Raw genomic sequence first — 25,761 nt, 5'->3', positions numbered from 1 at the left:
CGCAGCCACAACCACCACTCATATGTTTAATTGGATTATAAGATATTTGGCAGGCATTGTCAAGTATATATTGGATATATTTTTATATAAAATTTGGTTTTAATTTTAATATCTTCCAGCAATAAATCCATATTTATCCATTATGGCAATGTATGTAGAAGTTGAATGAAAAATAATTCCTTTTTATTGCGTTCTTCTTTACAATTTACTCATATAAATCGGCTTGTTATCGCATAAACAGGAACGGGGAACATCCCGGTTAATCTGGTAAATTCCGCAAGGCGCCGGTCCATCCTGGCTATGGCAATACGGGCATTTGATTGTCAGTCCCGGTTCATGCAGCTCATAGCAGCAATTCATCCGATTACAGGAGTATCCGCTGTTTTGGAACCATGCGCAGGCAGAACAGTCCGTGCAGTGCTTTATTGAGGGCAGGTCAAGATATTCGCCGGCAACCGGCTCCGGTTTCCTATTATTCCCATTACTGATCAGAATATGCGAAGCGCTGATTTCGTTGAACAGATGGCTCCATGCCCCCGCCGCGCCATGCTGCGGGGCTTTCAAAATATAGTAGCCGTCATATAGTTTGTCTGAAATGGCATCCATACTTTCCGGCGCGGCGGAACCGGTCATCAGGATATCATCCGTGCTGGCCTCGCTTTTGCGCCGGTTCTGAAAAATAATGCTTGCGGCCTGCTGTTCCCTTTTGTATGCCTCCCGGGTCGTCGGCCGATCCAGAATTTCCGCAATATCCGGGGCAGAAGGCAGGGATTTCAGCCGCAGCCATAAATTTTCGATACTATTAAATATCGTACTCATACGGCTGATATCCTTCGGATTTACAGGGGAGGTTCCGCAGCAGGCAAGATAAGCGGCGCAAAACTGCTCCTTCAGCTTCAGAAACTGCCCCGCCTCCTCCGGAAGGAACGGGGATGAAAGACAGACGTTCATATCTTCCACCGCCGCGGAAAACAGGTCTGAAAATGGATAATCTGTTGCGGCTGGCCACAAAACGTCGTAAACAACGCCGTCAAACTGGAAAGTCGAACCCATTTTCAGCGCAAAAATCCGGCTGTCCGATTTCTTTAACAAAACGCTAAAGATGCGAAGCAAGAATATGCTTTCCAAATAGAAATCATCCTTTTTATTGGAAAAAGCATAAGTAAAAAGGGCAAATTCCAATAAAAGCGCCCTGCCGCGCTTATCGCAGGGAGAAGCAGGCAAAAAAATCCGGTCAAAGGTATTCGGATTGATTTTCAAAAGCTTCTGAAACCCGCAGATTTCCGCTTCATGATAGTGCGTAAGCAAAAAATCGCGGTACACCGCACCGGCATACCGCTTCATGATATCGGAAATACTGCCCGTCCCAGGCTCACCACAGTCAACCATCAATAGATCTTTATTTGCTCCGCGCAGCACAATGCATTCGCCGCTGCTTACATTATGTAATTCCATGCTCTGCATATTTCCACCCTCTATCCGTTCACCTATTTCTGAATCCGTTTGTATCCTGAGTAATATTTATCCTCCCGAAATTCCCCTGTAAACACGATTTCCCCGTTTTTATATTCCGTACCGTGTCCATGGCGCATCCCGTTTTTCCATTCGCCCGTATAGATTAAATTCCCCTCCGCGTCGAACGCGGCGCCGTTTCCTGTGGGGATATTGTTCTTCCATCTTCCGAAGAATATGGTGCCGTCCCGGGAACTGTAAGAAATCCCAAGGCCATCGCGTCTATTCGCCTTCCAGTCGCCTACATAACAGATTTTCCCCGATTTATAATAATACGCGCCGAAGCCATCCCGCTTATCATCCACATAGTCGCCTTCGTAAGCGGTATAGCCATTCTGCATCTGCGTTCGGCCGCGCCCCTGGCGCAGGCCGTTAATCACCTTTCCAAAGTAAAGGTAGCTTTCTTCCGCGCTGATAACAATGCGTTTTGTCGCCTTTTCCAGATGCAGAGGCAGATAATCACTAATCTGTGTTTCGCCATTCAGCCCTTTTGCCGCAACCGTGTAACGCGCAGGCTTTACCGGTTCATCGGTACTGAAAATTTCATGATCCGCCGCATAGTCCGCTTCCTGTGCGGTTTGCCCCGAAGGATTTTCCGTCTGCTGCTCTGCCTGCGATTCCAGAACCGATTCCGGCTGCGCGGGTTTTGCTGAACCGTCATTCATAATATAGGTGAATGTTATTGATTCTTCTTCCACATACGGCCATTTGGGGATCAAGCTCTCTTTTCCCGTATTCAAATCGTTCAAAACCGATATCCGGCTCTCAAGTTCTTCCTTTGTGCAGTAGCAAAAACTGCCTTCATCCGTTTCGGCGTAAACCTGCGGCTCGCCCGCAAGCGTATTTATTAGGCTCTGCTGCGCCGTTCCCTCGTTGTTCTCAAAGGGGAACAGCCTTACGGCCTCGTACTTCCCCGTCTTGGCATCCAGCTCGAGAAGAAGCAATTCCTTACTGCCCTGCACGGGTTTTAGAAAGGCGACGGGGCGTTTTGTGTCGCCCTGGTAATACGCGGTCTGAAGCCAGCTATGATCTTTCGCATAGCGGGCTTTGCTTATGGTTTCCCCTGCCAGACTCCTTGTCCATATACAGTAACCATAAACCTCCGGGTAAGATTCCTGCAAAAGGATTTTGCCGCTGCTTTTCCTCCAGAGGAACTTCCCTTTCCCGATTTTATAATGGATCGAAATATTGGTTCCTGCCAAACATTTTTTATATTTTCCGGAGGAGCTTTTGCGGGTCGTCAGATAATCGCGTCTTACCCCGGTTAAAATCGCACTATTTTGCGCATTGCCATCAAAAGGCCTGTAACAAACCATATAAAAAACAGGCGCAAGATTCGAATCTTGCACAGGCATGTCGGGGCCTCCTTCCTCAAATACAAACTATTTTCTTACTATTATATAGGATATTATGGAAAACTTGCAATAGATGTGAATGAATAAAGTGGTTTAATGTTTAATTATGTATTTGCTCCGCATACTTCAGTTCGTAAATATTTCTGAAATAGCCGGTGCCCGGCATGGCCCAGTCGTAAAAGGTGATTCTTTTCAAATCCGTAGTGCCGCCGATCTGTACTACGGATTCATCCGGATGCTCTACTGTGCAGGCGCTGGTGGTCATAGGCGTAAACAGCCTCACCTGAACGCCCCACTTGTTTTTTGTCTTGGCGTCAAGGGCAAATTCGTGCTCAAGGAATTTACAGGGATAGTGAAGAGAAAAACTGTAGTTACAGGAAATATTATTGATAAACGGAGTGATAAGATTGCATTCGTAAGCTATATTAATGGTTTCCCCCGCCACGCCCGGATACAGTTTGAAACGGAAAGCAAGCTCGGTCATAACGGTACCGCTGACATTGTCGTATACCTGCCGTACAGTAAAAAAACTCGTCAAGTCGCTGTAATTCGAGTTTTCATGGATATTGATATATTTTATTAAAGGAATGTGGTTCACCGTACAGCTTATATGCGGCAGTATTTTCTTAATAGTTTCCTGATCGGGTATATCCACAAAATGGTTCAGCGGCTGACACATGATAATTTCCCGTGGCTTCGTGGTCTGAAAAACAATCTGCTGCTGGCCTTTAATCGTTCGCATAAGGAGGGAAGAATCCTCCGAGATTGAGATAACCTCCGACCGGTGTATATAGTTATAAAAAGGCTCATCCGCCTGACTTCGTACAAACCGCTCAACCAAGTCGATAACAGATCGGTTTCCCACATAAGTGGCGATTTGATGACGGATATTTGCCGCGTAAACAACATTCAAAAGCTGCCTCAGCTTTTCCGAATCGAAGGTGTCGCAGTTTATAGTATCACAGATTTTTTGAAAAATAATCTCGGACTGAGCTGTGCAGCGCGAAGACACATGGCTGGCGAAATCCATTTCGGAATTGGCATAGGATTCCTCATAGCATCGCTTGATAAATTTCGAAATTTCGCTTGCGCAAACCCTTTTCAGATTCACGTTGTTCATTGGAACGGTTAAGGAAGCCGCCGCCTTTTCCAAAGTATTCGATATGAGGTAATTTTCACTAACAATCCGCGCAAAAGTGGAAAAACGCCGAACCGTACTGACCGTAGGTGCAAAGGAGCGTGTCAGGGCCGCCGCAAATTCGGACCCTATATTTTCCGGGTGCAGACCAGAGGGCATCTTATTCAGCTTTCCATGTCTAAGCTTTGAAAGCGTAGATTCCGATATATGCAAAAAACGGGCTATATTTTTATATTTTATTTCCAAAGGTTCTCCGGCCAGTAAGGATAAAAAATCATTAAATAACAACGCTTTTTTTGCATTCCTTAGATTCATGTTTTCGCTCCCAACGTTATAATTCAATTAGTAGAAGTTCACCAAACATTTGGCATAATTTACCATATTATAGCATATTCCATCTGGTTGGGAAATAGAAATTCGTAAGTTTTCTTTTCAATTTGTATGAAAATCAGCAATTAGTGACCAAACGCACAACTGAATTTCGCTTAGCGCAAAAATTCGGTGTACAGCAGGGGTTCGCCATTAATACAAAAGTGGCGTTGATTTTCTTAATCCTGATTTATCCTTGTTTTCGCTTTTCTAAGTTATTATAATATATTAAGAAACGAAAGAGTGCGTTTTATGTATCGTGTCCTTCCGTTAAAATAACGAACCCTCGGCGGGGAAATCCCGCCGAGGGTTTTACCGGATATGTCCTTTTGAAATTACATTCGAAACATGCTCTGCACGTTACCAAACATGCCGTTCACCGCACGCATGGCCTTATTTGCATTGCGTCTGAACTGCCTGTTGTCCTTCATCATTCTGCTTCCGATCGCAATGGCTGTAATTCCAGCGAGCATACCGGCGCCCATTCCTCGGACAAATCCCATGGTTTCTCGATACATAATCCAAAACCTCCACATTGAAAATAAAATCATAAGGCCTTTCAATATCTTCCCCTCTTTCTTTCAGTTTATTGTTGAAAATAAATACCAAATTATGAATGAATAAAGGAGTTTATCATGCCAACACTGAACATCGTAATGGTTGAACCGGAAATTCCGCAGAATACCGGCAACGTGGCGCGCACCTGCGCCGCAACGGGCGCTCGGCTTCATCTGGTAGGGCCGATGGGCTTTCGAATTGACGATAAAAAACTCAAGCGCGCCGGGCTTGATTACTGGCACCTGCTTGATATCACCTATTACGATAGCCTTTCCGATTTTTTCAGCCAAAATACAGGCAATTTCTTTTTCTTTTCCACAAAGGCAACACATATTCACTCAGATATGCACTACCCCGACAACTGCTACCTGTTTTTCGGAAAAGAAACCGCGGGCCTGCCGGAAAAACTTTTATATGAAAATCCCGACCACTGCGTGCGTATTCCCATGCTGAACAACCCGGACGCACGGAGCTTAAATTTATCGAATTCTGTGGCGATCGGCGTATATGAGGTGCTGCGGCAATGGGGATATCCGAATCTGCTTTGCAAAGGACAGCTTCGGGAATACAAATGGTGATTATTTTTTAACAAACTTGTCTGAAACGCCCCAATTTGCTTGAAATCTTTTACAAATTATTGTATAATAACGAAAGTGTTTTGAAATTTCCGAAATCATAATATAAAGGAGCGGTAAGCATGAACTATCTTAACAAAAAGACCGTAGAAGATATTGATGTCGCGGGCAAAAAAGTATTGGTCCGCTGCGATTTCAATGTACCTTTCGATGCGGAAGGCAATATCACGGATTCAAAGCGTATTGATGAAGCACTGAAAACCATCCGTTACCTGGTAGACCATAAGGCAAAAGTAATCCTCTGCTCGCACCTGGGCCGTCCGAAGGGCGAGTTCAACATGAAATTTTCCCTTGCCCCTGTTGGCAAATACCTCTCGAAGGCGCTGGGACAGGAAGTCAAAATGGCAACAGACGTTGTCGACGACAGCGCAAAGAGCATTGCTGCTTCCTTAAAGGACGGCGAAGTCGAGCTGATTGAAAACGTCCGCTTCCATAAGGAAGAGGAAAAGAACGATCCCGAATTTGCAAAGCAGCTTGCCTCTCTGGCCGAAATCTATGTAAACGACGCATTCGGCACCGCCCACCGTGCGCATGCCTCTACAGCGGGCGTTGCGGCATACCTTCCGGCTGTGTGCGGCTACCTGATCCAGAAGGAAATCACAATCATGGGCGGCGCGCTTACCAATCCGAAGCGTCCGTTCACCGCTATTCTTGGCGGCGCAAAGGTTTCCGATAAAATCGGCGTTATCACCAACCTGCTCGACAAGGTCGACACCCTCATCATCGGCGGCGGCATGGCCTACACCTTTATGAATGCGCTCGGTTACTCCATCGGTACCTCCATCTGCGAGAGCGACAAAGTCGAACTTGCAAAGGATATGATGGCAAAAGCCAAGGATAAGGGCGTTAAATTTCTGATCCCGATCGACAACGTTGTCGCGACCGAATACAAAGCGGACGCAGAGCATAAGGTTGTTGACTCTGATAAAATTCCCGAAGGCTGGATGGGCCTTGACATCGGACCGAAAACCTCCGCTCTGTTTGCCGACGCGATCAAAGGCTCCGGCACGGTTGTCTGGAACGGGCCGATGGGCGTTTCCGAATGGGATAATTTCGCAGCCGGCACAATTGCTGTTGCAAAAGCGGTTGCAGACAGCGGCGCTATTTCCATTATCGGCGGCGGCGACTCCGCCGCTGCGGTTGAGAAGCTCGGCTTCGCGGATAAAATGACCCATATTTCCACCGGCGGCGGCGCTTCCCTTGAATTCCTTGAGGGCCTTGAATTGCCCGGTATCGCATGCCTGAACGAAAAATAATTCTTTGAACACGAATGCGGCAGCCCTGCTGCCGCATTAAAATTATGATTTCAGGTCTTGCCTGTATAATAAACTTAAGCGGATTCCGGGAAAATTGTGACCACAGGAATCCTTCCGGATATATTTATACGGGCAGCAATTTTCACCGAAACCGATTTATGCTTAGGCAACAGACAAGGCCGAGCAAAGGAGAATGGATTATGAATAAGAAGCTTAGAAAAGCAGTAATTGCCGGAAACTGGAAAATGAACAAAACGCCGGCAGAGGCGACCAAACTGATTGAAGAAATAAAACCCCTGGTAAAAGACGCGGACTGTGACGTGATCGTCTGCACCCCCTATGTGGATCTTTCCGCAGCATTGGAAGCAACAAAAGGCTCCAATATCGGTGTCGGCGCAGAAAACTGCCACTGGGAAAAGAGCGGCGCGTTCACCGGCGAGGTTTCTGCGGACATGCTTGCTTCCATGGGTGTACAGTATGTCATCATCGGCCACAGCGAACGCAGAACCTATTTTGGTGAAACCGACGTAACCGTTAATAAGCGCCTTCGCGCGGCTTTGGACAGCGGCCTCTCCGTGATTCTCTGCGTAGGTGAGTCCCTTGAGCAGCGTGAGCAGGGCATTACGGAAGAGCTTGTCGCCATGCAGACAAAAATTGCGCTCGGCGGCGTTTCCAAGGACGATCTGAAAAAAGTCATTATTGCTTATGAGCCGATCTGGGCGATCGGAACCGGCAAAACCGCTACCGCACAACAGGCGAACGAGGTTTGCTCGGTTATTCGCGAAACAATTAAAAAGCTCTACGATGCAGCAAGCGCAGACGCATTCACCATTCAGTACGGCGGTTCCATGAACGCGAAGAATGCGGCGGAACTGCTTGACCAGCCTGACGTTGACGGAGGCCTGATCGGCGGCGCTTCTTTAAAGCCTGCTGATTTTGCAGAAATCGTAAAGGCAGCAAGCAGGTAAATTATTCCCGAAAGGCAGGTCTGGTTAAAAAACATGAAAAAACCATTAATACTAATGATCCTCGACGGGTTCGGTATCGGTCCGGAAAGCGGCAACGCGATTAAGGCCGCCAATAAACCCAATATCGACCGTCTTTTCGCAAACAATCCCCTTACACAAATCGGCGCTTCCGGCATGGACGTCGGTCTGCCGGATGGTCAGATGGGCAACTCCGAGGTTGGCCACACTAACATCGGAGCGGGCCGGATTGTCTATCAGGAACTGACCCGGATTACAAAATCCATTGAAGACGGCGACTTCTTTGAAAACCCCGCGCTGTTGTCCGCCGTTGACAATGTTCTTACCCACGACGGCGCTTTGCACTTAATCGGCCTGCTTTCCGCGGGCGGCGTACACAGCCACAATTCGCACCTGTATGCTCTGCTCGAGCTTGCAAAGAGACGCGGCTGCAAAAAAGTATTTGTACACGCTTTGCTCGACGGCCGCGATGTTCCGCCGGATTCCGGCAAGGGCTATATTGAAGAATGCGAGCAAAAGATAAAGAAAATCGGCGTTGGCAAAATTGCCACCGTTATGGGCCGTTATTACGCCATGGACCGCGACAATCGCTGGGAACGCGTTGAAAAGGCCTATGCCGCGATGGTTTACGGGGAAGGCGTACAGTGCGCCGATCCGGTAAAAGCGGTGGAGGATTCCTACAAGCAGAATGTTACCGACGAGTTCGTCGTACCGGTTGTCTGTGCGGAAAACGCGAAAATTCAGCCGAACGATTCCGTCATTTTCTTCAATTTCCGTCCAGACCGCGCGCGCGAACTTACCCGCACGCTGGTTGACCCGGATTTCAAAGGCTTTGAGCGCAAAAAAGGCTTCTTCCCTCTCACCTATGTCTGCATGACGCAGTACGATGCGACCATGCCGAATGTGGAGGTTGCGTTTAAACCCCAGTCGCTGAAAAACACGTTCGGCGAATATATTTCGGAGAAGGGCCTTACCCAGCTTCGGATTGCCGAAACGGAAAAATACGCCCATGTTACATTTTTCTTCAACGGCGGTGTTGAAACACAATATCCCGGCGAGGATCGCGTATTGATCCACTCCCCGAAGGTAGCGACCTATGACCTTCAGCCCGAAATGAGCGCCTATGAAGTTACGGACGCTTTAATGGAACGCATTAAGAGCGGGAAATACGACGTGATTATTTTGAACTTTGCAAACTGCGATATGGTTGGCCACACAGGCGTTTTCAGCGCCGCGAAAGCCGCTGTGGAGGCAGTTGACAAGTGCGTCGGAAGAATTGTTCACGCCATTACGGAAATGGGCGGCGTTGCTTTGATTACAGCAGACCACGGCAACGCGGACAAGATGTACGAGGAGGACGGTTCTCCGTTCACCGCGCATACGACGAATCTGGTTCCGTTCTGCGTTGTCGGTTATCCCTGCAAACTCCGCTCCGGCGGGCGCCTTGCAGACATCGCGCCAACCATGCTTAAAATTATGGGGCTTCCCCAGCCGCCTGAAATGACCGGTGTAAGCATAATTGAATAACAATAATACTGAGACTGCCTTGTTCGAAGGCAGTCTCTTTGTATTTCCCACCGTTTGTTTATTATAGAAAAAGTTCGGGGAAATTTCCCGGACTCCGACTGTGAAGCGAGTATAATCATCCTCGCCCCCGGCGGGCTTCCTTCAACCCGTCCTGGGGATTGGTTCCGTGCCTCCGTGAGAAAAAGCAAAGGAAACTGGGACTCTAACTGCAAAACTCCGCAGGTTTTTAAAATGCCCGGTGAAAGCTCTCACCCAGCTTTACGTCATATGATTCGAAAAATGAAAGGCCGGGAGATACCTCCCGGCCTTTCATTAGCCATTAATAGAAAACAATGTCTCCGCATTGCGGCGCGAAAACTTTAGAATTTCCTCGGCGGTTGTGCCGCGGATTTCTGCAATCCTGGCGGCCGTATACACGATCAGCGTGGAATCGTTCCGTCTCCCGCGGAACGGAACCGGTGCCATATAGGGGCAGTCCGTTTCCATCAGCATACGATCCAAAGGAATGGCCTCCGCAACCTCAACCGGCACACGCGCGTTCTTGAACGTTACCGCGCCGCCAAGACCGATATACATACCGAGCCGGATACATTCCTCCGCCATTTCCACGCTACCGGAAAAACAATGCACCACACCCTTCGGCTTCCATTTGCGCAAAAGCTCCATGGTATCGCCATGTGCATCGCGGTCATGCACAATAATCGGGAGCCCAACCTTATGCGCCAATGAAACCTGTTCTTCAAAGACGGCTTTCTGAACCTCTTTTGGCGCGTTCTCCTTGAAATGGTAATCAAGGCCGATCTCTCCAACAGCAACAACCTTTTCCTTGGTAACCAATTCCTCCAACTGCTTTATATAGTCCGGGGGAGCATCCTTCACGCATTCCGGATGAATCCCCACCGCGGCGTAGATATACGGATACTTCACCGCCAGCTCAACGGAAGCGCGCGAGGAGTTTAAATCCGACCCGCAGTTAATTACGTTACAGATGCCCCGGTTCGGCAGCTCTGCCAAAAGTGTGTCGCGGTCGGAGTCAAACGACTCATCATCGAAATGTGCATGTGAATCAAAAATAGAACCTGTCATTTCCATCAGCAAACCTTGCTCCCGGACGGGATCCCGTCAACAAAAATAACCTTGACGTCTTCCCCCGAATCGGCGGAAAGAACCATGCCCTGGCTCTCCACGCCGCAAAGGGTCGCGGGTTTCAAATTGGCAACGAAAATAATGCTGTGCCCTGTTAAATCTTCCGGCTTGTACCATTTCGCAATACCGGACACAATCGTCCTTTCCCCCACTCCGTCCTCAATGGTCAGCTTTAAAAGCTTCTTGGCGCGCTTAACCGGTTCGCACGCCTTGACTTTTCCAACGCGAAGCTCCACTTTATTAAAATCGTCGATGCCGATCTGCGCAAGGCCTTCGATCTTCGCAGCGGCTGTTTTTTCCTCGCTCGATTCCGCGGGATTCGGAATCAGCTTATTAAGCTCCTCAATCTCCTTATCCACATCAATGCGCGGATACAGGGTTTCTCCCTTGGTAATGACCGCGTCATTGGAGAGGACACCCCATTTTGCAGCGGAATCGTAGGTCAGTTCCTCCGGCTTCGCGCCGATCTGCGCCTGAATCTTCGGAGCGGTCTCCGGCAGGAACGACGTAAGCAGAACGGAGACGATCCGCAGGCTTTCGCAGAGATTATAAATAACCGTCGCCAGGCGGGCGCGCTTGGACTCGTCCTTGCCCAGCACCCAAGGCATAGTTTCATCAATATATTTATTCGTGCGGGCAATCAGCTTCCAGATTTCCGCCAGCGCGTTGCTGAACTGATACCCTTCGATGGCATCGTCGCATTTCTGGCGAAGCTCCAAGGCCATTTGAATCAGCTCGTCGTCGACAGGCGCGCTTTCCCGCTCCGCCGGAATCTTCCCGCCGAAGTATTTCTGCGCCATTGCAGTGCTGCGGGAGAGAAGGTTGCCTAAATCATTCGCAAGGTCGGAATTAATGCGGTTAATCAGCGCTTCATTTGTAAACACGCCGTCCGCGCCGAAGGGAATTTCACGGAGAAGGAAGTAGCGGATCGCGTCCACGCCGTAGCGGCTGCACAGGATGACCGGATCCACCACGTTTCCCTTTGATTTACTCATCTTGGTTCCGTCGCCGAACAGGAGCCAGCCGTGACCGTAAACCTGCTTTGGAAGCGGAAGATCCAGCGCCATCAGCATGGCGGGCCAGATGATGGTGTGGAAGCGTACAATCTCTTTGCCGACAAAATGCACGTCCGCCGGCCAGTATTTTTTATAATCGGAATCATCGTCAGAACCGTAGCCCATTGCGGTAATATAGTTCGTAAGCGCATCAAGCCAGACGTAGACAACATGCTTCGGGTCAAAGTCGACCGGAATGCCCCAAGTAAAGCTTGTCCGCGAAACGCAGAGGTCGTTCAGCCCCTGCTTGATAAAATTGATCATCTCGTTTTTCCGGCTGTCCGGCTGGATGAAATCGGGCTGATCCTCATAGAGCTTCAGGAGCCTGTCTGCATATTTGGAAAGGCGGAAAAAATAGGCTTCTTCGTTCGCCATTTTCACCTCGCGCCCACAGTCCGGGCATTTCCCGTCTTTGAGCTGTGTCTCCGTCCAGAAGGCTTCACAGGGGGTACAGTACCAGCCTTCATATTTGCCCTTGTAGATTTCCCCTTTGTCATATAAGGTTTTAAATATTTTCTGTACGGCCTTTACATGGTAATCATCCGTCGTCCGGATAAAGCGGTCGTTGGAAATGTTTAAAAGCTTCCACAGATCCTGGAACCCTGCAACGATTTTATCGACATATTCCTTGGGGGTTACCCCTTCTTTTTCGGCGTTGATCTCGATCTTCTGACCGTGCTCATCCGTACCGGTGAGGAACATGACGTCGTAGCCCTGCATTCGTTTATAGCGGGCGATGGCGTCGCTGGCGACGGTGCAGTAGCTGTGGCCGATATGCGCCTTGCCGGAAGGGTAATAAATTGGCGTGGTAATGTAGAAAGTTTTTTTGTCCATTGTTCAACCTCCAAGAGAATGAAATCTCTAATAAAGTGTTTAATTAAAATATTATACCATTTTTTTCACGAATAGTGAACAGAGAACGCGAAGTTACAGAAAAACCGCCCCGAATTACTTCGGGACGGGAGATTTTAAGAATTTATTCGAAATCCAAAGAAGAAACGCCGGCGCTTTCATGATAAAGGAGTTCTCTCAACAAGCGGCAGTTTTCCGGCAAATCCGGGTCTAACACCGCGCCGATCCTCTTGATGTTTACATCCCTGTAGGTGTTCGGGTTTGGCACATGCATGGTTTTAATCGGGTAATGCGAAACCGAATTTGCAATAGAAGCAAGGTAAATCAATTCCGAATCGCTAAGATTCGTTTTTACAAGAGGAAGAAAATCATTCATCATCGCATTGATCTGCAGAGGGTTCATGCTTTTCATCTTTTCGATCATCAGCTCCAGAACCTCGCGCTGGCGGCCGGTCCGGCCAAAGTCGCTATCCGTTTCACGAATACGCGCGTAATAAACGGCAAGACGCCCGTCCAGATGATTGACGCCGGGCTTTAAATGGCTCCCCATGTTGCGGTTTTCCGCATCGCACAGCTTTTTATCCATCTTGATATCCAATCCACCCATTTTGTCGATGATGGTGGCGAAATTTTCAAAGTCAACCGATATATAATGATCAATATTGATACGGAAATTATTTTCCAGTGCCTGCATGGTAAGCGCCGCGCCGCCCTTCGCATAGGCCGCGTTCAGCTTCTGCTTCTTCATTGTTGGGATTTCAACATATAAATCGCGCAAGAAAGACACCAAATGAAGCTCTTTTCGATCGTTATCAATGGAAACCAGCATCGTGGTATCGCTTCGGCTGCTGTTTCCGTCATCCCCTTTGTCCGTCCCAATCAGCAAAATATTCATTACCTTTTGATCGGACATAACATCCCACGCCGGCGCAGCGCTGGGCTGTTCAATATATTTCGAAGTATCGATTTTCTCCGAGCGATCCAGGCGGTTAAACATATATTTCCCGTATGCGAAAACACCCGCAAATAGAGCAAGAAGAATAAAAAACACAGTAAGAAAAAACTTTTTCAAACCTCCGCCCCGCTTTTTTCTTCTTCCGTTGCGTGAGCTTCTTCTGGAGGCTGAACGGCTGCTGCTGTAAATATCCCGGTCAACATAATTGTAGCGGTCAAATTCCTCAGTATCGTAGTTCATCCTCCGAACCGCGCCCTGCGGCCTAGAGCCTGTACTTCTTCTCTGAGGCCGGAAGCCACGGCTTTGTTTATTCATATTTCACCTCAATATTTTAATACAGAAAACAGTCTTATTTTATTGCAATTTCCAGTTGATGTCAATAGTTATGTAAACCTAATTTGCGCTTTTGCGCTGTTTGAGGGAAATACCGAGAATCCTCGGGAAGCCTCCAGCATTATTCCTCGTTTTCCGCTTCTGCGTCGGCAAACTTCATTAACCTTTCAATATAATAATTTTTGGCATCCTCCGGTGTATCAAAATGCAGGGACTTCATAAAAATATAGGACAGGCTAGTACTCCAATCTTCTGAAGAAAACAGGTTGGGGTTTAAACGGCTGACAACAGGTAAAATAGTGGCGCTGCTTTTGGACAGGCGAATATCGGAAATATACAAATTGCATGCTTTCGCAAGATATTCCACCATCTTTTCGCTCATACTAATCCACCTTTCTTAATGACTGGTTAATATGCCTATTCCAATTTTCCTAATAATTAATTATAGTTACATTATCCGACATAGTCAACAGAATATTGAGTATTTTGTCTAATTCTGTTACTGTGCGTAAAAAGAGGATGGAAAAATTTTCTAATTTGTATATGTTCTATACAGGGACCAAATTGTTCGTTTAACTCGACAAGAAAACTGGTAAAATTCATAATGTATTCACGGTTTTCTTTATAAATATTTGATATAATAGAATGGTTACAGGAGGAATGAAAATGAAAGAACAGAAGATGGTAAGCCATGGAGTGAATTATCGCAAACTGATTATCCGCATTGTTGCATTGCTCTGCGCTGTGCTGATTCTCGGTTCTGCATTTGCAGCCGCGTTTTTTAGCTGAGGTAAACCAATTTTAATATGGTACAAAACCAGGCGGAGATGGCTTCTGCCTGATTTTTTATACGGATTCTGCATTTTTTATTTCAGCCGGTTGCATATGGGATAAAAATGAGTTAAAATGGAGATGAACTTAATCGATTTAAACTGATAAAATAATACAGTATGGTATGAACCGCATCAGGATCTTCCTCTGATGCGGTGCGTTTTAATTTCATGGTTTCAAAAATAATCTTAGGAGGAAACACATATGAAAGAACTTCTGCTGGGCAACGAAGCGGTCGCTCAGGGGCTTTACGAAGCCGGCGTGAAGGTGGTTTCAAGCTACCCGGGCACGCCGAGCACAGAAATCACCGAGGCTGCCTCAAAATTTGATGAAATATTCTGCGAATGGGCGCCAAACGAAAAAGTGGCGGCCGAGGTCGCCGCGGGCGCTTCCTTCGGCGGTGCGCGCTCTTTCTGCGGCATGAAGCATGTCGGGCTGAATGTCGCGGCCGACCCCCTCTTTACAATGTCTTACATAGGGGTAAACGGCGGCATGGTTTTCGGCGTTGCCGACGATCCGGGGCTTCATTCCTCGCAGAACGAACAGGATTCCCGCAACTATGCCATCGCCGCAAAGCTGCCGATGCTGGAACCCTCCGACTCCGGCGAATGCCGTGATTTCACCAAGCTGGCCTATTCCCTTTCCGAGGAATTCGACACACCGGTCATCCTTCGCCTTACCACCCGCGTTGCGCATTCCCGCAGCGTTGTGGAACTTGGGAGCAGGCAGGAATTGGAGTTAAAGCCTTACATAAAAAATCCGGCCAAAAACGTAATGCTCCCCGCTTTTGCAAAGCCAAAGCATGTAAGCGTTGAAGAGCGCACCAAAAAACTCGCCGCCTGGGCGGAAACCTGCGCGATCAACCGGATCGAAGACAACCACTCCAAAACCGGCGTTATCTGTGCCGGAATTGTTTACCAATACGCGAAGGAAGCGTTGGGGGACACCGTTTCCTACCTGAAATTGGGTATGGTCCATCCCCTTCCGGCGGAGCTGATTAAAAAATTTGCGGCAACCGTGGACAAGTTATACGTCATCGAAGAGCTCGACGATGTAATTGAAAGCTTCTGCCGCAAAAACGGCATTGCGGTAACGGGAAAGGACGTATTCCCCCGCTGCGGTGAATTTTCGCAGAACCTTATCCGCAAGTGCATCCTGGGCAAGGAGCCGGCGGTGCTGTCCGTGAAAGAAGACATCCCCGTCCGCCCTCCCGTTATGTGCTGCGGCTGCCCGCACCGCGGACTGTTCTATGCTCTAAAAAGAGCCAAAGTCTTTGTCAGCGGCGATATCGGTTGTTACACGCTGGGTGCTTCCGCTCCGCTGAGCGCGATCGACACATGCGTCTGCATGGGCGCTTCCGTTTCGGGGCTGCACGGCTTTAACAAAGCGCGCGGCGCGGAATCGGAAAAGAAGAGCGTGGCCGTCATCGGCGATTCCACCTTTATCCATTCCGGCATAACCGGACTGATTGACATTGCCTACAACCGGAGCAATTCCGTTGTGATTATTCTGGACAACTCCATCACCGGAATGACCGGGCACCAGCAGAATCCGTCTACCGGCTATACCATTAAGGGCGACCCGACCAGCGCCGTTGACTTGGAGGCGCTGTGCAAATCCGTCGGGATTCCGCGCGTTCGTGTCTGCGATCCCTATAATCTTCAGGATGTACAGAGCGCATTGAAGGAAGAACTGGAAGCGGACGGCCCGTCGGTTATTATCAGCCGCAGGCCCTGCGCCCTTTTGAAATATGTCAAGCATAAGCCACCACTCGCCATTAGAGAGGAAAAATGTATCGGATGCCGCGCATGCCTGTCCATCGGCTGTCCCGCGATCAGCATGAAAAACGGCAAGGCAGCCATTGACCGCACACAGTGCGTCGGCTGCGGCGTCTGCACAAGCCTTTGTGCCAAGAGTGCGATAACATCAGAGGAGGCGAAAGCATGAGTCAGGTAAAAAGCGTAATGATTGTCGGCGTGGGCGGCCAGGGCACCCTGCTCGCCAGCCGCGTTCTCGGAAGCGCCATGCTGCACTGCGGAGCAGATGTAAAGGTTTCGGAAGTACACGGAATGAGCCAGCGCGGCGGTTCGGTTGTTACCTATGTCCGCTATGGGGATAAAGTCTATTCCCCGGTGATTGATAAAGGGGAAGCAGACGTCCTGATGGCGTTTGAAGCGCTTGAAGCGGCACGTTTTCTGCCGTGGCTGAAAACAGACGGCACCATTGTTGTAAATACGCAGCAGATCGACCCCATGCCCGTTGTCACCGGATCGGCCGCCTACCCCGAAAACATCATCGGTTCCGTAAAAGCGGAAGGGGCAAAGGTCGTGGCATTTGACGCGCTGAAGCTTGCCGAACAGGCGGGTTCCGTCAGGGCAGTCAACATTGTTCTGATCGGCGCCGTTGCCAAACGGCTCTCGATTGACAAGCAGGTCTGGATCGACACGATCAAGGAAACTGTACCCGCGAAATTTATGGACATGAATCTGAAAGCGTTCGAACTGGGCTATAACGCACAGGAAATCTAATGGGGGATTGAAAAAATGCAAGGAAACTATTTTGAGCCGGAGCTGGAATGCGCTTCACGCGAAGTGCTGCATTATATTCAGTCAAAAAAGCTGGTAAAGATGGTGGAGCGCTGCTACAAGCACGTTCCAACCTATAAAAAGCGCTTCGATGAAATGGGGCTTTTGCCGGGGGATATCCGTTCGATTGACGACATCCGCAAGCTCCCGTTTACTTATAAAACCGACCTGCGCGACACCTATCCCTTCGGTATGTTTGCCGTACCAAAGGAAGAGCTCGTGCGCGTACACGCTTCTTCCGGCACCACCGGAAAGCAGACGGTCGTCGGCTACACAAAAGGCGATATCGACGTCTGGGCGCGCTGTGCCGCCCGCTGTATCACCGCAGCAGGCGGTACGAAGTCCGACTACATCCATATTTCCTATGGATACGGGCTTTTCACCGGCGGAATGGGCATTCATTACGGCGCGGAAAAGCTCGGCGCGACCGCTATTCCGGTATCCACCGGCAATACGAAGCGCCAGATCATGATTATGCAAGATTTCGGCTCCGACATTCTTTGCTGCACCCCCTCTTACGCCATGTATATCGGTGAAACCATGCGCGATATGGGAGTGGACCCCAAAAGCTTGAAGCTTCGCGCGGGCATTTTCGGCGCGGAGCCGTGGACGGAAAATATGCGCAAGGAAATCGAGCGCCTTCTCTCCATTAAGGCATACGATATTTACGGACTTTCGGAAATTGCCGGTCCGGGCGTTGCAAGCGAATGTGTAATGCAGCATGGAATGCATATTAACGAGGATATGTTCTACCCCGAAGTGATCGACCCCGAAACAGGCAAACCGCTTCCGGACGGCGAATACGGCGAACTGGTATTCACCTGCATCGGCAAGGAAGCGCTGCCGCTCCTGCGCTACCGCACAAAAGACATCTGCTGCCTGAATCACACCGCCTGCGAGTGCGGGCGCACCTTTGTGCGTATGGAAAAACCGCGCGGAAGAACGGACGACATGCTGATTATCCGCGGCATAAACGTATTCCCCTCCCAGATTGAAAGCGTTCTCCTAAGCCTCGGCATGGCCCCGAATTACCAGCTTGTCATTGACCGCGTCAATAATCTTGACACATTGGAAGTACAGGTTGAAATAAACGAGGATATGTTCTCCGATACGGTTCGAGACCTTGAGGATATGAGCCGCAAGATTTCGAACGCATTGCAATCCACGCTCAACGTGGTCGCAAAAGTGCGGCTGCTGGAGCCTAAGTCCATCCCCCGCACCGACGGCAAGGCGAAAAGGGTCATTGATAACCGGAAAGTTTGAGGCTTATAATAGAATAAAGAAACAATAGGGAGGAATTGCCATGCAAATTCAGCAGCTTTCCATATTTGTCGAGAATAAATCGGGCCGCCTTGCAGAAATCACCGAGGTTCTTGCGGCGGCACGCATTGATATCCGCGCGATATCGGTTGCGGACACCAGTGATTTTGGGATTCTGCGCCTGATTGTAAATAAACCCGACGAAGCGGTTGCCGCGCTGAAAAAGGCGGGGCTTACCGTTTCCCTCACCAATGTGATTGCGATGGGCATAGACGATGTTCCGGGCGCATTTTCCAAAGCCATGCGGATTCTCGCGGACATCGGGATTGACGTGGAATATATGTATGCCTTTATCAGCCGCAAAAGCGGCAAAGCGTATGTTATCCTTCGCGTAAAAGACAGTAAAAAAGCGGTGAATGCCCTTTCTTCAAACGGAATCCAAATTTTAACCGCCGAAGAGTTTTACGGCATGTAATCTCAAACAGATAAAAGGAAGCTCCAGCCCACGGACTGAAGCTTCTTTTTTATTTGTTTTTTATTTTTTCCCCGCACGGATAAAATCCACACCGGTGTTATACGGATGGAAAACAATACCGGAAACGCCCTTTGCAGATGCATAGTAGTGTTTCTGATAATATAAAGGATAAAAGACGCCGAGCTCGTTCAAGTACTTCTCAGCGGCTGCAAAAGCGGCGGCGGAAGCGCTTCCCCCGCTTTTTTCCGCATCCGCAAGCATCGCATCGTAAGTCGAATCGCTTAAGCCAGCCGGGTTCTCTTTGGCGCCGCTCTTAAATATGGACAGTACCGCCAGCGGACCCTCGCTGCTCGGGCAGATCGGGCACAACGCAATCTGATAGTTGCCGGACGCGATCCGCGCCGCAAGCTGCGCTTCGTCAAGCGGTTCCATATTAAAATAGTTGTTGAATTTTGCGTTCCACGCAGCGATCATATCATTCAGCATTAATTTGACATTCGGATCATTCGGACAAAGAATGCTGATACTCTTTACATCCGGTTTGGAAAGCTGGCTGATGCCTGTGTTCCACAACGACGCAGCGTTGCTGCTTTGCTTCAGATAGAAAGAACCACTCCCGGCCAGACTGCGGTAATTTTTTCCCAGCAAGGTGGTAGACGGGGCAATGATATCTTCGGCGGGATTTGTGTTCTGCGGAAGATGCTTTAAAATCTTGCTCCGGTCAAACGCTTGCAAAAACGCGTAGCGGATATTCTTATTTTTCATAATATCCGATTGCATATTAAAGCATAGACCCCAAGTTGTGTCCTCAAAGGATGTAATGGTACAGCCGGCCGCCTTGGCCGCCTCCACCTGAGAGGAAGTAATGGCAATCGCATCCACCGTGCCGTCTTTTAATGCGGCAACCGGGTCGGAAATGGTATTCTCTTTATTGGAAATTGTAAACTTTATGTTGGATGGCAGCGGTTTTATACTCCCCGTATAACTGCTGGAGCGAATCAAATTCAGATAATTCCCGTGATCCCAGCCGTATTTCCCATCGATTTCAAACGGCCCGTTCCCGAGCAGATACCGGTTCTCCAACCCATAGCGGCCGGATGTGCTTTGAAAAAACTTCTGATTACAGGGCATAAAAACGGCGAAGGCGGTAAGCGCCGGAAAATTCGGATAAGAATAGTTCAGCCGCACAACCAGTGTGTGGTCGTCCGCCGCCGTCACGCCAAGGCGGTCCGGCGAAAGCGTTCCGTCATTGACTTCCTTAGCATTTTGAATACAAAACATCCGGGAACAGGTAGTGGAACCTGTCTGCGGTGAAAGCGCGCGCTGAAACGCATATACAAAATCATGGGCGGTCACAGGCGTTTTTCCGTCCGACCATTTTGCGTTGCTGCGCAAAGTGAACGTAAAAACGGTGTCATTGTTACTGCTCACCCATTTTTGGGCAACGCCGGGATAGGGCTGGTTGTTCTCATCAAGGCGCACAAGCCCCTCGAACAGCGCTTCCACCGCAATGATGGACGAGTTGTCCGCGGCAATCTGCGGGTCGAGCGTTCTTGGCTCCGCCGACAGGAAATAGTTAATCTTTTTATTCGCGTTTTTGGGCGATTTCCCGCCGCACGCGGAAAAAGAAAACAGTATAAAAAGGCAGAGAAACCCTGCTGTTAATCGTTTTAGCATTTCATATTCACCCTCTAGGTTTTTCGGGATAGAATTATCTTATCATTTTTCCGCACCCAATGCAATGAGGTTAACATAATTGTTATTTATTCCTTTTTTAATATTAAAACACTAAATTCCACAATTATTGTAAAAAATGTTTAAAATCTGTATTCAAAATTATAAAGTTGTGTTATAATGTAGGAAAAATCAGGATAAAGGAGATTGTATTATGGCTATGAAATTTTATCTCTGCAAACACTGCGGGAATTTCGTCAGCATGATTCGCAGCAGCGGCGTCAAAATGATCTGCTGCGGGGATCCGATGACGGAAGTTGTTCCGAACACAGTAGAAGCCGCGCACGAGAAGCACATTCCCGTCGTAAGTGTCTCTGGCAATACCGTAACCGTTAAAGTTGGTAGTGTTGAGCACCCGATGGTGAACGAGCACTACATTGAATGGATTTATCTTGAGACCAAAAACGGCGGCCAGCGCAAAGTCCTTCATCCGGGGGACAAGCCGGAAGCAACCTTTATTCTGGAACAAGATGAACCCGTTACAGCGTATTCGTATTGCAATCTCCACGGACTTTGGGCAGCGGACATTTCTTAACCGGCAGCAGAAAAGCCCTTTCCCGTTTGGGAAAGGGCTTTTCTCTTTTATATCCCTGTTATTTTTACCATTGCCTGCCCGGGTCGCCCGCCATGGAATTGATCGTGCCCTGCGGATACAGAACCGAATAATGGTCTAGCTTCGGGTCATCCCCGTCTTTCGGGAATACCATTAAAATTTTATAATCCTTGCTGGCAACATAACCAATAATGTGATCCTTTCCGGACGTTACATCGTAGTCCGGTTTGCCAAGGACTGCTTTGACCTTAGACAGCGTAAGTTCCTTCCATTTTCCGTCAAGCGTGCGAACCTCAAAAATCTGTTCGCCTTTGTTGAAGGCAAAAACCGCGTTGTGTTTGGAATAGGTATTGTAGATTCCCTTCGCGGACGCAATATATTCGGATTTGTCTTCTTTTCCCCATTTCTCCTGAACATCTTCAATAACGTTCGTATTTACGGAAAATGGGATATCGATTACCTTTCCCTCTTTGGCCGCTTTCTGTATGTCCTGCAGTAAGGCGGTCTGCTCATCCACCTGTGAAGAATCCTGCGGGGCCGACGAAACGTCTGACGTAACGGTGGAATCAGCCGAAACAGAAGAAGCTGGCGTGGAACCCGTTGAAACCGGATTCTGGCTTCCGGTTGCCTGCGAGTGCGTGCAGCCGGCGAAAGAAGCGGACAACAACGCCAAGGCTGTCAAGGATGCAAGCATTTTTTTGAATTGAGTAGTCATATAGCACCTCCCGTAGTTTAAAAGGGATAAACCTTTCCCCCTTCTCCCGGTTACCAGGAAAAGGGTTTGAAAGTAGCACTATCTTACACTAGTATGGTAGAATAATCAAGTATTCTATCAATTTTTTAATTTATTTCAGTTTCGATCCGCCCTGCGTCCTACTGTATTTTTGGGGCTCAAAACGAGCTGTCACTTTCCTTCACCTTCATAACTAGAACAGTAATATCGTCGTCATGGCCGTCGGCGCGGCGAGCGATTGCCTGTGTTACGATTTCTTCGGCAAGCTCCTGCGGAACCTGTCCTTTCCATTTTTCCACCGTATCACAAATCCAATCGTCGCCGGCTGCAAGTGCACCATCAGAAAGGAGCACCAGCAGGTCGCCGTCGCCAAGGCTATCGGAGGACTTGGTAAAGTTAATATCATTCAAAATGCCGATCGGCAGACTGGGGGCATCAATCACAACCGCACGACCGGATTTTCGCAAAATACTGATCGGCGCTCCCGCTTTCATAAACTCAAGATTGCCGTTGAAAAGGTCGAGCGCGGCCAAATCAATCGTGGCAAGCGACTCGTCGCCCGATTTCACCATCAATGCGGAATTTACAATTTTCAGCGCGGCATCAAACCCAATTCCCGCTTTGATAAGGCGGGATAAAATGCCGGTGGCCATCGCGCCGTCCACCGCCGCGCGTCCGCCCGTTCCCATACCGTCGCTGATCAACAAAATTTGGCGGCCGTTCCCGTCGGGAAAGCAATCCCAGCTGTCGCCGCAGACCTGTTTATTGGCACACGTATGCTGCGCGCAGCCCGTCTGCACGCGGAAGAACGGACGCTCCGCCATCTGCAGGCGGCATTTCCCCTTCACCACGCTGACGCAGGGGTGTTGGAACACACGTCCGCAGACACGGGAAATTTCATCGGTCAGTTCCGCCTTGTTCATGCGCACGCTCTCCGCCTGCGCGGCGATAATTTCAATCGACATGCGGTCAAAACGATCTACGCGGCAGCTAATATCAATCGGCAGGATGCCTGCCCCGCGCAAAACTTCACCAACCTTCTGCGCGGCGTTAAAATCAAACTGCTCGTAAAGCTCCAACTCAGCGGCCATATCCTCCAGCAGGTTGCTGGTCGTTGCAAACTGGTCGGCAACCATACTTCGCACCTGCTGCGCGCGGCTTTCTGCCGCATCCTTAATGGAAAACTCGCGGTAATGGCTGTTTACGGAATCGGCTATGGCAGCAAGCCGGCTGCAATGGGACGCAAATTGCGCGTTAAAATCGTTCCGGTCCACTTCCCCCTTGCTGCGCAGCTTTTCCGTAAGATCATTAAAGGAATTCATGCTGTCATTATAATTCCGTTCCCAGCAATAGACCTTCAGCCCGCAGTTGCTGCATACGTCGTCAATGGTACGCTTGTACACGCCATTGATGTCGGGCGCACAGGTGGAATACAGCTTTTTCGAAACTTCTTCCACCGAATCCGAAACGCTACCCAGCGCCTTTGCTGCGTAGTCCAGCTTCATAATCACGGACCGGCGCAACCCGTCCATCCGAGAGGTATCGTCCGGGCAGGAGAAAAGGCCAATCATCGGGGCGCCGGCCTTCTGCGGAATCAGCATATAAAGGACGGTCGCCACCATAACCTCGTACAGCCCCCCGATCACCTTCTCCTGATTGCCGACCTGCAGGGAAGCCACCGCATTGGAGATGATGAATGCGACAACCGAAGCGAGCCGCCCAACCGGTGAAAACACGCCAGCCATCAGTCCGCCCAGCGCATAGGCGCCGGAAAGATAATTCAGCCCGGAGGTGGAAAGGCTGAAAACAATGCCTGCGGCAATCCCTGTCACGCTTCCGCCGGAAACCCCGCCGTAATACGCGGCAAACAGGACGGCAATCACCGCCAGAACCCTGCCGAGGGAAACCGGGCCGATGGCAAGATTGGAAAGCGGCAGCAGCAGGGCGCCCACCGACAGCGCCGCGCAGGTAATTTCCTGCGCATTCATTTCGTCCGCGCTCCTGCCGGCAATGATCACTTCCGACGTTCGGGTAAAAAAATAGGCTACGCCGCCCGCAAGAAAAGCTTCCGCAATATACATGGCAACGGCTTCCGAACCGGAACCGTTTACAAAGATAATCGCCATTGCCGTTGCAAGCATGGGCAGAAAGGCGACCATCGGCGCGAAAATCGCGTGCATTTTCAGCTTCATCATGTCATTGAGCGTCCAGCGAATCGCCGCGGCGGCCAATACCGCGGCCAAATAATGTACCGGTACGTTTACCGAGGAAGGCAAAAGGTACCCCGCCGCGCTTCCCAGCACAGCGCTCCACAGCCCTGCATAAGGAAACGCCGCAACCGCCGCTACCCCAAACGGCGCATAATGGCCGAACACAAGCCCGCGGGAACAGAGCAGTGCCGCCGTAAAATAAACAAGCTGCCTGGCAACTGCTTTTGTAGGATCCGCAGCAACCGCCGGGAAGCTGATCCGCTCCGTCTTTGCTTTTATCATTTTTATCACCGCCATACAATATTTGGAAGCATGTCCATTTTTTGCTAAAAATCATTATACTATATGTATTTAGATGCTATTGTCATAACTTGCCGTAATATTTTGACGTATAAAATCAGATTATAAGTATTTTTATAAATTAGAAGGGTTTTTATAGTCATTGCCGCACTTCTGTGATAAAATAATAAAGAATATATACTAGAGGGTGATATAATGGAATTCCAATTTTCCAACCGCGTTTTAAAGCTGAAACCGTCCGCCATACGGGAAATCTTTAAATACGCTAGTGATCCGAGCGTCATCTCGCTCTCCGCAGGGAACCCCGCTCCGGAAGCTTTCCCGTCAAAGGAAATTGCTGAGATATCCGAAAGGATTCTGGCGCAGCGCCCGATCGACGCGCTCCAGTACAGCATTACGGAAGGCTACGAGCCTCTGCGCGAATACCTGACAGATTACATGAAAAAAATGCACGGCATCGGCCGTGATTTCGATAATATTCTGATTACAAGCGGCGCGCAGCAAGTCATGGATCTAGCGGCGAAATCGCTGTGCAACGAGGGCGACGTGGTTATCTGCGAAGCTCCGAGCTTTATCGGTTCGCTGAATACCTTCCGCTCCTACAACACGCGCCTGCGCGGGATCCCGATGGACAGCGACGGCATGAACATGGAGGAGCTGGAAAAGGCTCTGAAAGAAGAATCGAATGTAAAATTCATCTACACCATACCCAATTTTCAGAATCCGTCCGGAATAACGATGAGCTGGGCAAAGCGCAAGCAATTGTATGCGCTCGCCAAGAAATACCATGTTCTGATTTTGGAGGACAACCCCTACGGCGACCTGCGCTTCCACGGCGAACATATTGAAGCGGTCAAATCGCTGGACGACGCGGGCCTTGTCCTTTACGCCGGCACCTTCTCCAAGATCATCTCCCCCGGCATGCGCGTAGGGTACGCGATCGGCCCGAAGGAGCTGCTGCAAAAAATGATTGTTTGCAAGCAGGGGCAGGATGTTCACACGAATATCTGGTCGCAAATGGTCTGCCACGAATTCATGACCCGCTATAATTTTGACGAGCACCTGAAAAAGCTGCAGGAAATCTATTTAAAAAAGTCCGCAATTGCAACCGGCGCTCTTGACAAATATCTGATTCCGAAGGTTACTTACAATCCGATCGAGGGTGGGCTGTTCCTCTGGTGCACCCTGCCAGACGGCGTGGATATGCTGGATTTCTGCAAGCAGGCCGTACTACGCAAAGTATGCGTGGTTCCCGGCAATGCCTTTCTGACGGACGACAGCGCCCCCAGCCAGTCCTTCCGCATCAACTTCTCCACGCCAACCGACGGCCAGCTTCTGAAGGGCATTCAAATTCTGGGCACGCTCGCAAATGAAATGATCACAAATTAACTGGAGGAAAACAA

Annotated in this window: 22 protein-coding genes; 11 read left to right on the top strand and 11 right to left on the bottom strand. The window is 49.3% G+C overall.

What is annotated here, in order from left to right:
* Positions 1-198: 198 nt before the first annotated feature.
* From CAGA_RS04270 to CAGA_RS04255, 4 genes are all read right to left on the bottom strand, one after another.
* On the bottom strand, positions 199-1,464 hold the full coding sequence (locus CAGA_RS04270; protein WP_135658080.1) for a hypothetical protein: 1,266 nt from the start codon (positions 1,462-1,464) through the stop codon (positions 199-201).
* 23 nt (positions 1,465-1,487) lie between these two features.
* Positions 1,488-2,867 carry an MORN repeat-containing protein gene (locus CAGA_RS04265; protein WP_135658078.1) on the bottom strand — a complete coding sequence of 460 codons (1,380 nt, stop codon included), beginning with the start codon at positions 2,865-2,867 and terminating at the stop codon, positions 1,488-1,490.
* A gap of 100 nt (positions 2,868-2,967) precedes the next feature.
* A complete protein-coding gene (locus CAGA_RS04260) occupies positions 2,968-4,164 on the bottom strand; it encodes a hypothetical protein (RefSeq protein ID WP_167875151.1) in 1,197 nt (398 codons plus the stop codon).
* Positions 4,165-4,709: 545 nt separating this feature from the next.
* On the bottom strand, positions 4,710-4,892 hold the full coding sequence (locus tag CAGA_RS04255; protein ID WP_135658074.1) for a hypothetical protein: 183 nt from the start codon (positions 4,890-4,892) through the stop codon (positions 4,710-4,712).
* 117 nt (positions 4,893-5,009) lie between these two features.
* Between CAGA_RS04255 and CAGA_RS04250 the strand changes: the two genes are divergently transcribed.
* The 4 genes from CAGA_RS04250 to gpmI all read left to right on the top strand — a co-directional run bounded on the left by CAGA_RS04250 (position 5,010) and on the right by gpmI (position 9,336).
* Positions 5,010-5,510, top strand: coding sequence for a tRNA (cytidine(34)-2'-O)-methyltransferase (locus tag CAGA_RS04250; protein WP_135658072.1), 501 nt, complete (start codon positions 5,010-5,012; stop codon positions 5,508-5,510).
* Positions 5,511-5,629: 119 nt separating this feature from the next.
* Positions 5,630-6,823, top strand: a complete 1,194-nt coding sequence (locus CAGA_RS04245) for a phosphoglycerate kinase (protein WP_135658070.1) — start codon at positions 5,630-5,632, stop codon at positions 6,821-6,823.
* A gap of 200 nt (positions 6,824-7,023) precedes the next feature.
* A complete protein-coding gene (gene tpiA, locus CAGA_RS04240) occupies positions 7,024-7,791 on the top strand; it encodes a triose-phosphate isomerase (protein ID WP_135658068.1) in 768 nt (255 codons plus the stop codon).
* 33 nt (positions 7,792-7,824) lie between these two features.
* Complete coding sequence (gene gpmI, locus CAGA_RS04235; protein WP_135658066.1) at positions 7,825-9,336, top strand: 2,3-bisphosphoglycerate-independent phosphoglycerate mutase; 1,512 nt, start codon at positions 7,825-7,827, stop codon at positions 9,334-9,336.
* A gap of 312 nt (positions 9,337-9,648) precedes the next feature.
* Here the strand turns inward: gpmI and CAGA_RS04230 are convergent, their stop codons facing one another.
* From CAGA_RS04230 to CAGA_RS04215, 4 genes are all read right to left on the bottom strand, one after another.
* Entirely contained in the window at positions 9,649-10,422 is a 774-nt protein-coding gene (locus tag CAGA_RS04230; protein WP_135658231.1) for a TatD family hydrolase, read from the bottom strand.
* Positions 10,423-10,427: 5 nt separating this feature from the next.
* The gene (gene metG / locus CAGA_RS04225; protein ID WP_135658064.1) at positions 10,428-12,371 is read right to left on the bottom strand and encodes a methionine--tRNA ligase; all 1,944 of its coding nucleotides are present in this window, start codon (positions 12,369-12,371) and stop codon (positions 10,428-10,430) included.
* A gap of 142 nt (positions 12,372-12,513) precedes the next feature.
* Entirely contained in the window at positions 12,514-13,659 is a 1,146-nt protein-coding gene (locus CAGA_RS04220; protein ID WP_135658062.1) for an LCP family protein, read from the bottom strand.
* Positions 13,660-13,798: 139 nt separating this feature from the next.
* Entirely contained in the window at positions 13,799-14,059 is a 261-nt protein-coding gene (locus tag CAGA_RS04215) for a hypothetical protein (RefSeq protein WP_135658060.1), read from the bottom strand.
* Between the two features lie 284 nt (positions 14,060-14,343).
* Here CAGA_RS04215 and CAGA_RS12910 point away from each other — a divergent pair, with 284 nt between their 5' ends.
* The 5 genes from CAGA_RS12910 to CAGA_RS04195 all read left to right on the top strand — a co-directional run bounded on the left by CAGA_RS12910 (position 14,344) and on the right by CAGA_RS04195 (position 18,828).
* Positions 14,344-14,466, top strand: a complete 123-nt coding sequence (locus CAGA_RS12910) for a hypothetical protein (RefSeq protein WP_277668909.1) — start codon at positions 14,344-14,346, stop codon at positions 14,464-14,466.
* A gap of 246 nt (positions 14,467-14,712) precedes the next feature.
* Positions 14,713-16,455 carry an indolepyruvate ferredoxin oxidoreductase subunit alpha gene (iorA, locus tag CAGA_RS04210; protein ID WP_135658058.1) on the top strand — a complete coding sequence of 581 codons (1,743 nt, stop codon included), beginning with the start codon at positions 14,713-14,715 and terminating at the stop codon, positions 16,453-16,455.
* Positions 16,452-17,036 carry an indolepyruvate oxidoreductase subunit beta gene (locus CAGA_RS04205; RefSeq protein WP_135658056.1) on the top strand — a complete coding sequence of 195 codons (585 nt, stop codon included), beginning with the start codon at positions 16,452-16,454 and terminating at the stop codon, positions 17,034-17,036. Before iorA ends, CAGA_RS04205 begins: the two co-directional genes overlap by 4 nt.
* A 15-nt stretch (positions 17,037-17,051) precedes the next feature.
* Positions 17,052-18,356 (top strand): phenylacetate--CoA ligase family protein, encoded by a 1,305-nt coding sequence (locus CAGA_RS04200; RefSeq protein WP_135658054.1) that lies wholly within the window; start codon positions 17,052-17,054, stop codon positions 18,354-18,356.
* 40 nt (positions 18,357-18,396) lie between these two features.
* Positions 18,397-18,828 carry an ACT domain-containing protein gene (locus CAGA_RS04195; protein ID WP_135658052.1) on the top strand — a complete coding sequence of 144 codons (432 nt, stop codon included), beginning with the start codon at positions 18,397-18,399 and terminating at the stop codon, positions 18,826-18,828.
* 60 nt (positions 18,829-18,888) lie between these two features.
* On the opposite strand, the gene CAGA_RS04190 is transcribed toward CAGA_RS04195, so the two are convergent.
* Positions 18,889-20,505 (bottom strand): peptide ABC transporter substrate-binding protein, encoded by a 1,617-nt coding sequence (locus CAGA_RS04190; RefSeq protein WP_135658050.1) that lies wholly within the window; start codon positions 20,503-20,505, stop codon positions 18,889-18,891.
* 211 nt (positions 20,506-20,716) lie between these two features.
* Here CAGA_RS04190 and CAGA_RS04185 point away from each other — a divergent pair, with 211 nt between their 5' ends.
* Positions 20,717-21,097, top strand: a complete 381-nt coding sequence (locus tag CAGA_RS04185) for a desulfoferrodoxin family protein (RefSeq protein WP_135658048.1) — start codon at positions 20,717-20,719, stop codon at positions 21,095-21,097.
* A gap of 64 nt (positions 21,098-21,161) precedes the next feature.
* Here the strand turns inward: CAGA_RS04185 and CAGA_RS04180 are convergent, their stop codons facing one another.
* Both CAGA_RS04180 and CAGA_RS04175 read right to left on the bottom strand, forming a co-directional pair.
* The gene (locus CAGA_RS04180) at positions 21,162-21,830 is read right to left on the bottom strand and encodes a YjgB family protein (RefSeq protein ID WP_135658045.1); all 669 of its coding nucleotides are present in this window, start codon (positions 21,828-21,830) and stop codon (positions 21,162-21,164) included.
* A gap of 176 nt (positions 21,831-22,006) precedes the next feature.
* The gene (locus CAGA_RS04175; protein WP_135658043.1) at positions 22,007-24,340 is read right to left on the bottom strand and encodes a SpoIIE family protein phosphatase; all 2,334 of its coding nucleotides are present in this window, start codon (positions 24,338-24,340) and stop codon (positions 22,007-22,009) included.
* Positions 24,341-24,553: 213 nt separating this feature from the next.
* Here CAGA_RS04175 and CAGA_RS04170 point away from each other — a divergent pair, with 213 nt between their 5' ends.
* Positions 24,554-25,747, top strand: coding sequence for an aminotransferase-like domain-containing protein (locus CAGA_RS04170; protein ID WP_135658042.1), 1,194 nt, complete (start codon positions 24,554-24,556; stop codon positions 25,745-25,747).
* Positions 25,748-25,761 lie beyond the last annotated feature (14 nt).

Source organism: Caproiciproducens galactitolivorans, assembly GCF_004768785.1.
In the GTDB taxonomy this organism is placed as follows: Bacteria; Bacillota; Clostridia; order Oscillospirales; family Acutalibacteraceae; genus Caproiciproducens; species Caproiciproducens galactitolivorans.
The sequence above is the reverse complement of the archived record's forward strand: the minus strand, read 5'-3'. Positions and strand labels throughout refer to the sequence as shown.